Origin of the sequence: Streptomyces sp. MK37H (assembly GCF_018035285.1) — a bacterium.
Taxonomy (GTDB): Bacteria; Actinomycetota; Actinomycetes; order Streptomycetales; family Streptomycetaceae; genus Streptomyces; species Streptomyces endocoffeicus.
This window is the reverse complement of record NZ_JAAAYH010000023.1, coordinates 37893-48810: the sequence shown is the minus strand read 5'-3', so window position 1 is coordinate 48810 and position 10918 is coordinate 37893. Positions and strand designations below refer to the sequence as shown.

The window sequence follows — 10918 nt, the reverse complement described above, 5'->3', positions numbered from 1 at the left end:
ACACAGCTACCCTTGACAGGTGACCGACGCCCAAGAGACCGCAGCAGAGACGACACTGCGAACCACCGGGGGCGCTCCTCCGGACGACCTCCCCCCGGCGCCGGTCCCCTTGCTGGAGCCGCGCGAGGGCATCCCGCCCGTCACCGCCGACGCGGACACGCTGGCCGAGGTCATCGCGACCTTCGCCGCGGGCCACGGCCCGGTGGCCGTCGATGCCGAGCGCGCCTCCGGCTACCGCTACGGACAGCGGGCCTATCTGGTCCAGCTGCGCCGGGCCGGAGCGGGGACCGCACTGATCGACCCCGTCGGCTGCCCCGACCTCTCGGGTCTGGGGGCCGCGATCGCCGACGCCGAATGGGTCCTGCACGCCGCGACCCAGGATCTGCCCTGTCTGCGGGACATAGGCATGGTCCCGGCCCGGATCTTCGACACCGAACTCGCGGGCCGGCTGGCCGGGTTCGCCCGGGTGGGGCTCGGCGCCATGGTCGAGAACATCCTCGGATACGCCCTGGAGAAGGGCCACTCCGCCGTGGACTGGTCCACCCGCCCGCTGCCCGAGCCCTGGCTGCACTACGCCGCGCTCGACGTCGAGCTGCTGGTGGACCTGCGCGACGCGCTGGAGGACGAGCTGGAGCGGCAGGAGAAGCTGGAGTGGGCGCACCAGGAGTTCGCGGCCATCGCCGCGGCCCCGCCCGCCCCGCCGCGCAAGGACCCCTGGCGGCGGACGTCGGGGATGCACAAGGTCCGCCGGCGCCGGCAGATGGCCGTGGTGCGCGAGCTGTGGACGGCCCGGGACCGGATCGCCCAGCGCCGCGATGTCTCACCGGGCAAGGTGCTGGGCGACGCGGCCATCGTCGAGGCCGCGCTGGCCCTGCCGGGAGATGTCCGGGCACTGGCCGCGCTGAACGGTTTCGGCCACCGGATGAACCGGCGCCAGCTGGAGCAGTGGCAGGCCGCGGTGGACCGGGCGCGGGCGCTGCCGGAGGCGGACCTCCCGCAGCCGGGCCAGCCGGTGGCCGGTCCGCCCCCGCCGCGGGCGTGGGCCGACAAGGACCCGGTAGCCGCGGCGCGGCTCTCCGCGGCGCGTGCGGCCGTCACCCAACTGGCCGAACAGCTGAATCTTCCGCAGGAGAACCTGATCGCCCCGGACACCGTCCGGCGGCTGTGCTGGGAGCCGCCCGCCGAGCCGACCACGGATGCGATCGCGTCCGTTCTCGCAGGTCACGGCGCCCGCCCCTGGCAGATCGACCAGGTGACCCCGGTGCTGACGGCCGCCTTGCTGACGCCCCCGGCGTGATGTGACGCGCGTGGACCGGCGGCCCCGCCGCCGGTCCACGGTTGTGACCTTCAACCCTCCGGCGGTGGGGACTGGGCAGCTTGGTTACTCATAAGTAGCATGAGGGTGTGACGGCGCGCCCCCGGCGTGCCCGCAGCAGTGCCATCCCGCACCTGGAGGAGAGCCAACGTGCCTCGTACCGCTAGGGACGTCGTCTTCGTCGACGGCGTCCGGACCCCATTCGGCAAGGCGGGCCCGAAGGGCATCTACCACGAGACCCGCGCCGACGACCTGGTCGTCAAGTGCATCCGGGAGCTGCTGCGCCGCAACCCGGATCTGCCGCCGGAGCGCATCGACGAGGTGGCCATCGCCGCGACGACGCAGATCGGCGACCAGGGCCTGACCATCGGCCGCACCGCGGGCATCCTGGCCGGGCTGCCCCAGTCGGTCCCCGGCTACGCCATCGACCGGATGTGTGCCGGTGCGATGACGGCCGTGACCACCACCGCGGGATCCATCGCCTTCGGCGCCTACGACGCCGTGGTCGCGGGCGGTGTCGAGCACATGGGCCGCCACCCCATGGGCGAGGCCGTCGACCCCAACCCGCGCTTCGTCTCGGAGAAGCTGGTCGACGAGTCGGCCCTGTTCATGGGCATGACGGCGGAGAACCTCCACGACCGGCTGCCGCACATCTCCAAGCAGCGCGCCGACGAGTTCGCGGTGCGCAGCCAGGAGAAGGCCGCCAAGGCGTACGCCAACGGCAAGATCCAGCAGGACCTGGTGCCGATCTCGGTGCGCCGCACCTCCCCCGAGGGCGGCGAGACCGGCTGGGGCCTGGCGACGGCCGACGAGCCGATGCGCCCGGGCACCACGCTGGAGGGCCTGGCCACGCTGAAGACCCCGTTCCGCCCGCACGGCCGGGTCACGGCCGGTAACTCCGCGGGGCTCAACGACGGCGCCACCGCCTCGCTGATCGCCTCCGAGGACTTCGCCCGGGAGCTGGGCCTGCCGGTCAGGATGCGCCTGGTCTCGTTCGCCTTCGCGGGCGTCGAGCCCGAGGTGATGGGCTACGGCCCGGTCCCGGCCACCAAGAAGGCCCTGGCGAAGGCCGGTCTGTCCATCGAGGACATCGGCCTGTTCGAGATCAACGAGGCGTTCGCCGTCCAGGTCCTGTCGTTCCTGGACCACTACGGCATCGCGGACGACGACGAGCGCGTCAACCAGTACGGCGGCGCGATCGCCTTCGGCCATCCGCTGGCCTCCTCCGGTGTCCGCCTGATGACGCAGCTGGCACGGCAGTTCGAGGAGCGCCCCGAGGTCCGCTACGGCATCACGACGATGTGCATCGGCTTCGGCATGGGTGGCACCGTGATCTGGGAGAACCCGCACTTCGAGGGGAACAAGTGACCAACACCGCAGAGCTTCTCAAGGGAGCGGCAGAGCTCTTCCCGGGCGAGGTCGTGACGCAGGCGCACGTCCGCCACCTCGATCTCCCCCAGGACGCGGGCCGCTTCGCGCTCATCACGCTGGACAACGGCCTGGACCACACCAAGCCCACCACCTTCGGCCCGGCCTCGCTCGCCAACCTCAACGCGGCGATCGACCAGGTCGAGAAGGAGGCCGCGGACGGCGAGATCACCGGTGTCGGCATCACCGGCAAGCCGTTCATCTTCGCCGTGGGCGCCGACCTCAAGGGCGTGGAGCTGCTGAAGCGCCACGAGGACGCGCTGGCCATCGGCAAGGGCGGCCATGACGTCTTCAAGCGGCTGTCCACGCTCGCCGTGCCCACCTTCGCGTACTACAACGGCGCGGCCATGGGCGGCGGGGTCGAGGTCGGGCTGCACTGCGCCTACCGCACCGTCTCCGCGGCGCTGCCCGCCTTCTCGCTGCCCGAGGTGTTCCTCGGCCTGGTGCCCGGCTGGGGCGGCTGCACCCTGCTGCCGAACCTGATCGGTGCCGACCGCGCGGTCTCGGTCATCATCGAGAACTCGCTCAACCAGAACAAGCAGCTCAAGGGCGAGCAGGTCTACGAGCTCGGGATCGCCGACGCGATCTTCGAGGGCGCGGACTTCCTGGAGCAGTCGCTGATCTGGACCGCCGCCGTCCTCAAGGGCGAGATCGAGGTCGTACGGCCCGAGATCGACCGCGGCGACGCCTGGCACGAGGCCGTGGTGCGCGGCCGCGCCATCGCCGACGGCAAGGTGCACGGGGCGGCCCCGGCCGCCTACCGCGCGCTGGAGATCATCGACGCCGCGCGCAACGGCGACCTCGCCCGAGGCTACGAGGCCGAGGAGAAGGCGCTCGCCGACCTCATCATGGGCAGCGAGCTGCGCAGCGGCATCTACGCCTTCAACCTGGTGCAGAAGCGCGGCAAGCGCCCGGCCGGCGCCCCGGACAAGTCGCTGGCGCGCCCGGTCTCCAAGGTGGGCGTCGTGGGCGCGGGTCTGATGGCCTCGCAGCTGGCGCTGCTGTTCGCACGGCGTCTCGAGGTGCCGGTCGTGCTGACCGACATCGACCAGGAGCGGGTCGACAAGGGCGTGAGCTACGTCCACGGCGAGATCGACAAGCTGCTGCTCAAGGGCCGGATCAACCAGGACAAGGCCAACCGCCTCAAGGCCGCGGTGACCGGTTCGCTGGACAAGGCCGCCGCCTTCTCCGACGCCGACTTCGTCATCGAGGCCGTCTTCGAGGAGATGGGCGTCAAGCAGAAGGTGTTCGCCGAGGTCGAGGCGGTCGTGCCGGAGCACGCCATCCTCGCCACCAACACCTCCTCGCTGTCGGTCTCCGAGATGGCCTCCCAGCTCAAGCACCCCGAACGGGTCGTGGGCTTCCACTTCTTCAACCCGGTCGCGATCCTGCCGCTGCTGGAGATCGTCCGCGGTGAGAAGACCGATGACGCGTCGCTGGCCACGGCCTTCGGCGTGGCCAAGAAGCTGAAGAAGACCGCCGTTCTGGTCAAGGACGCCCCGGCGTTCGTGGTCAACCGGATCCTGACCCGCTTCATGGGCGAGATCCAGAACGTGATCGACGAAGGCACCCCGGTGGACGTCGCCGAGCGCGCCATCGAGCCGCTGGGCCTGCCGATGTCCCCGCTGGTGCTGCTGGAGCTGGTCGGCCCGGCGATCGGTCTGCACGTCTCCGAGACCCTGCACGGAGCGTTCCCGGACCGCTTCACGGTCTCGGAGAACCTCAAGCGCGTGGTCGAGGCGGGCAAGCGCGGCTTCTACGTCCACGACTCCGGCAAGCCGGAGCTGGACCCGGAGGTCGCCGCACTGCTCCAGCAGGGCGACACCGTCCTCACCGAGGAGCAGGTGCGCGCCCGGGTGCTGGACGCGGTCGCGCAGGAGATCGGGCTGATGCTCGAGGAGGGCGTCGTCGCCGAGGCGCAGGACATCGACCTGTGCCTGATCACCGGCGCGGGCTGGCCCTTCCACCTGGGCGGCATCACGCCGTACCTGGACCGCGAGGGCGTCTCGGAGCGGGTGAACGGGAAGACGTTCCTGGCGCAGGGCGTGGCGAGCGTTCCCGCGTAGCGCCGGCGGCGCATGGCATACCCGGGTGCCGGGCGGGCGAAGCCCCGTCCGGCACCCGGGCGTTACGGGGCTCGTCCCACCGGCGGAGCCGCGTGCCCCGGCGAAGGGCGCCCCGCCCGACGGGCTGAACCGGGCCCGCCCGGCGACGGAAGACATGCCTGGAGGGCATGTGGTGGGAGCCGGGCCGCAGGCCACGCAACGGGGGGCCGGGGCGAGGCCCTCGGCGGGGCCGCCGCATCCGCCACTCGCATCCGGGGCGGGTCACTCCCGGCGGTCGGGTCACGCCCGGGGCGGGAAACGGACCGACGGCACCTTCCACGGACGCCGCGCCGACGACGTACGCGCCGGGCAGGGCACGGCCCGGATCAGGCAGGCGGCCCCGAGCCGGGCCTGCTCACCGCCCAGCAGACTGCCGAGCCGCCGCTCGAGCAGCGCTGTGGCGCCGCTCAGCCGCTTCCCACGCGGGTCCAGGCCTGGAGTGCCAGCCCGCGCTCATCGGTCTTCTGACGGGCCACCAGGAGCTTTCCGTCCAGCGCCAGCGCGGCCAGCACCACCCGGCCCTGGCTGTCCAGCGCCAGGGCCGGGGTGTGGGCGCCCTGTTCGCCCGAGGGCGTCCACCACACCCCCGCCGCCTCGTCCTCGCACGGGTGGGCGGCGACGGCCAGCCCGCCGGCCGCGGTGTCCTGGTGGGCCAGGACGGTGCAGTCGTGACCGTCCACCATGGCGCGCACCGCGGCGACCGGGCCGGTGCCCGTGGCCCCGCCCAGCGGCGCGGGAGCCGGGGAGTCCGGCCGCCAGGCCATGACCTCACCGCTGCGGGCGTCGCGCCAGTAGTGGGTGAGGGTGCCGGGGCTGCTCTCCACCATGGACGCCGAATCCGGCCGGGCGTCGGCGGGGACGTCCTCGCCCTGCTTGGGGGCGGCGCCGGGCTTGGGCTGGTACCAGCGCAGGGCGGCGCCCTTCCCGGCCGGTGCCAGCAGTTCGAGACGGCCGTCGGCGGTCGCGGCCGCCGACATGCCGCCCAGTACGTGCGTGCCCTTCCAGTCGGTCCAGCGCTCCCAGGTGCCCTTGGGGTCCTGCCGCCGCGCGCTCACCCCGCCCCCGGCGTTGCGCACGAAGACGCGGAGCGCGCCGGAGGAGTCCACCGCCGCGGCCGGCGGGCCGGTCCGCTCGGCCTTGCGGGCGTCCCTGGGATGCGGGGTGCCCAGGGAGTGCCACGCCGTCAGCGGGCGGCCGGTCTGGAACTGGGTGGCGTGGACGATGTCCACGCGCGCCGGTTCCCCGGCGCCGCCCGGCCGGTGCCGAAGCCCCACCAGATGGGCATAGCCCTCGGGGCTCTGAACGACGGTCAGCCCGGCCAGGCGGCCGGATACTTCGATCAGCCACGGCCCCGTCCACTCCGCCCCTCCGGGGCGGTCCTCGGTCCAGCGGGCGACACCGCCCGTCACCAGTGCGTAGGCCGTGAGCCTGCCGTCCTTGCCGCGGAGCAACCGCAACGCCATGGCCCGCTGCCAACCTTCCCCGAGCCCTTCCACCTGTTCGAACGATGCCCATAGTAATTTGTCTGGACTATGGATGGGGTTGTGGTCGTGGACGCCGCCAATGTGGTCGGTTCGGTTCCGGATGGCTGGTGGCGTGACCGGCGCGGCGCCGCCGAGCGGCTCCGCGACCGGCTGGCCGTCCTCGCCGGTACCGGGCTCCCCGACCGCCCGGGCGTGCCCGGCTGGGCCACCGACCCTCCGGTGGACATCGTGATGGTGGTCGAGGGCGCGGCGCGGGGCGTCGAGCCGGTGGCAGGCGTACGGGTGGAGAGCGCGCCGGGCAGTGGTGACGACCACATCGTGGCCGTGGTGGCGGGCGTCCGTCAGGAGGGCCGCCCCTGCCTGGTGGTGACGGCGGACCAGGGGCTGCGGGCGCGGGTCACGGCGCTGGGCGCGGAGACGACGGGCCCCCGGTCGGTCCGCCCTGACGGTTCGGCGTCCTAGGCCCTCTCAGGCGGCTCCCCGCCGACCGTGACGCCTGCGGCGGGCCGGTCCCCACCCCGCCCCTTCCCTCAACCGGGGCTCCGCCCCAGACCCCGGTCCTCAAGCGCCGGACGGGCTGGAGATGCCGCACCCGGGCCTTCAGATGGCGCGCCGTCCGCGTGCGCGCCCGGACGCCCATCGGGCGTGTCCTCAATCGCCGGACGGGCTTGATGTGCCGGGTACACCACTACGTACTCCGGCAGCGCCGTTCCGGAATCGACGGCCTCGCCCAGCGCGGCCAGGTCCGGGTACGCCGTGGCGCCCAGCCCGTAGGCATCCGTGCCCAGCACCGCCCACCGTCCGGCACGCGGGGCATCGGCCACGTCAACAGGTGCGGCCGTCGTCCACTCCACGCGGAACAGCGACTCGTGGTACGCCGCCCGCGCGGCCCGCACCTGCTCCGCCGACACGGCGCGCAGGACCAGCGAGTCCACGGCGGCGACCGGCGCACCGGCCGCGTCCGCGATCTCCAGCCGGACACCGTCCGCTCCGCGCAGCTCAAGCCGCACCCGCAGCGCCGAGGCGCCGCTCGCGTACAGCGACACGCCGCTCCAGGCGAACGGCAGCCGCCCCTGGCCGTCGCCGTCGCCCAGGCCGTCCAGGCCGAGCGCGTGCAGCGCCGAGTCGAGCAGCGCCGGGTGCAGGCCGTACGCCTGCGCGTCGGAGGCGGCGGACTCGTCCAGCCGGACCTCGGCGAAGAGTTCGTCCCCACGCCGCCAGGCGGCCGTGAGCCCCTGGAACACCGGGCCGTACCGCAGCCCGCCGTCCGCGAGCGCCGCGTACAGCTCCTCGGTACGGCCCGCCTCGGCGCCCTGCGGCGGCCACGCGGTCAGCGCGAACGACGGCCGGGGCGCGCCCGTGGCGAGCACACCGTCGGCGTGTCGCGTCCACGGCTCCTCGGCCGGGGCGTCCTCCGCGCGGGACAGCACGGTCAGCGACCGCCGTCCGGCGCCATCGGGCGCGCCGACGGTGAGCTGCAGCCGGACGCCACCGCGTGCGGGCAGCACCAGCGGGGCGTGCAGGGTCAGCTCGTCGAGCAGGTCGCAGCCGAACTGGTCACCGGCGCGGACGGCAAGCTCCACGAACGCCGTGCCGGGCAGCACCACCGCGCCCTGCACCACATGGTCGGCCAGCCACGGATGCGTATCCACACCCAGCCGTCCCGTGAACACCAGCCCATCGGTCTCCGCGAGCGGCACGGCAGCGCCGAGCAGCGGATGCCCCGCCAACTCCAGGCCCACCGAGGCCACATCGCCCACGGACGCCGTGCCCGGCTCCAGCCAGAACCGCTCGTGCTGGAAGGCATACGTCGGCAGATCGACGTGGTGGGAGTCCCTGCCGGCGAAGTATCCGGCCCAGTCCACCGCCACACCGCGTACATGGGCACGTGCCACGGCCTTGGTCAGCGCCTCGGCCTCGGAACGGTCCTTGCGCAGCGCCGAGATGAACGCGGCATCGGACGCGGAGTCGGTCACACACTCCTGCGCCATGGCGGTGAGCACACCATCGGGGCCCAGCTCGATGAACGTGGTGACGCCCTTGGCCTCGAGGGTGCGCACACCATCGAGGAAGCGGACGGCCTCGCGGACGTGGCGCACCCAGAAGTCGGGAGTCGTGATCTCCTCGGCGGACACCACGCCACCGGTCAGATTCGACACGATCGGAATCCTCGGAGCCTCGTACGACAGCCCCTGCGCCACCCGACGGAACGCCTCCAGCATCCCGTCCATACGCGGCGAATGGAACGCATGGCTCACGGTGAGCCGCTTGGTCTTACGACCCTGCGCCTCGAAACCCGCCGCGATCTCCAGCGCCGCGCCCTCATCACCCGCGATGACAACGGACGTGGGCCCGTTGAGGGCGGCAATGCTGACCCCCTCGGTCAGCAGCGGCGCCACCTCGTCCTCCGACGCCTGCACCGCGATCATCGCGCCACCGGTGGGCAGCTCCTGCATCAACCGCCCACGCGCCGCCACCAACTTCGCGGCATCCGCGAGCGACAACACACCCGCCACATGCGCGGCGGCCAACTCACCGATCGAATGCCCGGAGAGGAAATCGGGCCGCAGACCCCACGCCTCCGAAACCAGCCGGAACAGCGCCACCTCAACCGCGAACAACGCGGGCTGAGTGAACCCCGTCTGGTCCAGTACCGCCGCGTCGTCCCCGAACAGGACATCCTTCAAAGGCCGCTCAAGGTGCGGATCCAGCTCCGCACACACCGCGTCCAGCGCCTCAGCGAATACCGGATAGGCGTCGTACAGCTCACGCCCCATCCCCAGCCGCTGACTCCCCTGCCCCGTGAACAGGAACGCCGTCTCGCCCTCGGCGACCGTGCCCTCGATCAGCCCCGGCGCGGACTCCCCCCGCGCCAGCGCCTCCAGACCGGCGGCCAGCCCGGCGCGGTCCTCGCCCACGAGCGCCGCGCGCCGCTCCAGCGCCGCTCGGCCGGTGGCCAGTGAGTGGCCCACATCGGCGGTGCCGAGGGCGGGTTCGCGGTCGAGATGGGAGGCGAGGCGCCGGGCGTTGTCGCGCAGCGCCGCCGCGTTCCTGGCGGAGAGGAGCCACGGCAGCACGGCGGCGGTGACCGGCGCGGCGTTCGCGGCCGGGGTGGCGTTCCCGTCCGGCTCCGGAGAATCTTCCGGAGCCTCCAGCTCGGGGGCCTGCTCCAGGATGGTGTGGGCGTTGGTGCCGCTCACGCCGAAGGCCGAGATACCGGCCCGGCGCGGCCTGCCGGTCTCATCCCAGGGCCGGGCCTCGGTCAGCAGGGACACCTCGCCCGCCGTCCAGTCCACGGTCGGGGACGGCTCATCGACGTGGAGGGTCTTGGGCATGAGGCCGTGGCGTATCGCCATGACCATCTTGATGACGCCCGCGACGCCCGCCGCCGCCTGCGCGTGGCCCAGGTTGGACTTGAGCGAGCCCAGCCACAGCGGCCGCCCCTCGGGCCGCTCCTGGCCGTAGGTGGCGAGCAGCGCCTGCGCCTCGATGGGGTCACCCAGCGTGGTGCCCGTGCCATGCGCCTCGACGACGTCGATCTCGGCGGCGGACAGCCGGGCGTTCTCCAGGGCCTGACGGATGACACGCCGCTGGGAGGGGCCGTTCGGCGCGGTCAGACCGTTCGACGCGCCGTCCTGGTTCACCGCGCTGCCGCGCACCACGGCCAGCACCTGGTGGCCGTGTCGGCGCGCGTCCGACAGCCGCTCGACCAGCAGTACGCCGACGCCCTCGGACCAGCCGGTGCCGTCCGCCGACGCGGCGAAGGACTTGCAGCGGCCGTCGGGGGCGAGGCCGCGCTGGCGGCTGAACTCCACGAAGACATCGGGGTTGGGCATCACGGTGACGCCGCCGACGAGGGCGAGCGAGCATTCGCGCTGCCGCAGCGCCTGGGCCGCCCAGTGCAGGGCGACCAGCGACGACGAGCACGCGGTGTCGATCGTGACGGCCGGGCCCTCGAGTCCGAAGGTGTAGGCGATACGGCCGGACAGCACGCTGGTGGCGCCGCCGGTGAGCAGCAGGCCCTCCAGTTCCTCCGGCGCGCCCTGGACATCGGAGCCGTAGCCCATGGCCGAGGCGCCCACATACACGCCGGTGCGGCTGCCCTTGACGGACGTCGGGTCGATTCCCGCGCGCTCGAAAGCCTCCCAGGACGTCTCCAGCAGCAGCCGCTGCTGCGGGTCCATGGCGAGCGCCTCGCGCGGCGAAATGCCGAAGAATCCGGGGTCGAATTCGGCGGCGCCGTCGAGGAATCCACCGCCGCTGTTGTAGAAGGTGCCCTTGCGGTCGGGGTCCGGATCGGCCAGTCCCTCGATGTCCCAGCCGCGGTCGGCGGGGAATCCGGAAATGGCGTCACCGCCCTCAGCGACCAGCTGCCACAGATCCTCGGGCGAACCGACGCCACCGGGGAAACGGCAGCTCATCGCCACAATGGCGATCGGTTCCTGCGCGTCCGCCTCCACCTCGGTCAGGCGGCGACGGGCCCGGCGCAGCTCAGTGGTCATCCACTTCAGATTGTCGAGAAGCTTCTCTTCGTTCGCGCTAGCCACGGAAACGTCACCTCCTGAGGTCAGTTGAATTGAGGGCGG

At 72.8% G+C, this 10918-nt stretch carries 6 protein-coding genes; 4 read left to right on the top strand and 2 right to left on the bottom strand.

The genetic code is table 11. The features are described 5' to 3' along the window. The first annotated feature begins 19 nt into the window (after positions 1–19). The 3 genes from GWI24_RS06050 to GWI24_RS06040 all read left to right on the top strand — a co-directional run bounded on the left by GWI24_RS06050 (position 20) and on the right by GWI24_RS06040 (position 4809). Positions 20–1297 carry a ribonuclease D gene (locus GWI24_RS06050; protein ID WP_210944872.1) on the top strand — a complete coding sequence of 426 codons (1278 nt, stop codon included), beginning with the start codon at positions 20–22 and terminating at the stop codon, positions 1295–1297. Between the two features lie 168 nt (positions 1298–1465). Continuing rightward, positions 1466–2683 (top strand): acetyl-CoA C-acyltransferase, encoded by a 1218-nt coding sequence (locus GWI24_RS06045; RefSeq protein WP_210944871.1) that lies wholly within the window; start codon positions 1466–1468, stop codon positions 2681–2683. Beyond that, positions 2680–4809 carry a 3-hydroxyacyl-CoA dehydrogenase NAD-binding domain-containing protein gene (locus GWI24_RS06040; protein ID WP_210944870.1) on the top strand — a complete coding sequence of 710 codons (2130 nt, stop codon included), beginning with the start codon at positions 2680–2682 and terminating at the stop codon, positions 4807–4809. The genes GWI24_RS06045 and GWI24_RS06040 overlap by 4 nt, the downstream gene beginning before the upstream one ends. 446 nt (positions 4810–5255) lie before the next feature. Here GWI24_RS06040 and GWI24_RS06035 read toward each other — a convergent pair whose 3' ends face one another. Then, positions 5256–6311: a hypothetical protein gene (locus tag GWI24_RS06035; RefSeq protein WP_210944869.1), complete on the bottom strand. Its 1056-nt coding sequence runs from the start codon at positions 6309–6311 to the stop codon at positions 5256–5258. A 69-nt stretch (positions 6312–6380) separates the two neighbouring features. On the opposite strand from GWI24_RS06035, the gene GWI24_RS06030 reads away from it, so the two are divergent. Further along, complete coding sequence (locus tag GWI24_RS06030; protein ID WP_210944868.1) at positions 6381–6794, top strand: NTP pyrophosphohydrolase; 414 nt, start codon at positions 6381–6383, stop codon at positions 6792–6794. Positions 6795–6862: 68 nt separating this feature from the next. Here the strand turns inward: GWI24_RS06030 and GWI24_RS06025 are convergent, their stop codons facing one another. Continuing rightward, positions 6863–10879 (bottom strand): beta-ketoacyl synthase N-terminal-like domain-containing protein, encoded by a 4017-nt coding sequence (locus GWI24_RS06025; protein WP_308343519.1) that lies wholly within the window; start codon positions 10877–10879, stop codon positions 6863–6865. Positions 10880–10918 lie beyond the last annotated feature (39 nt).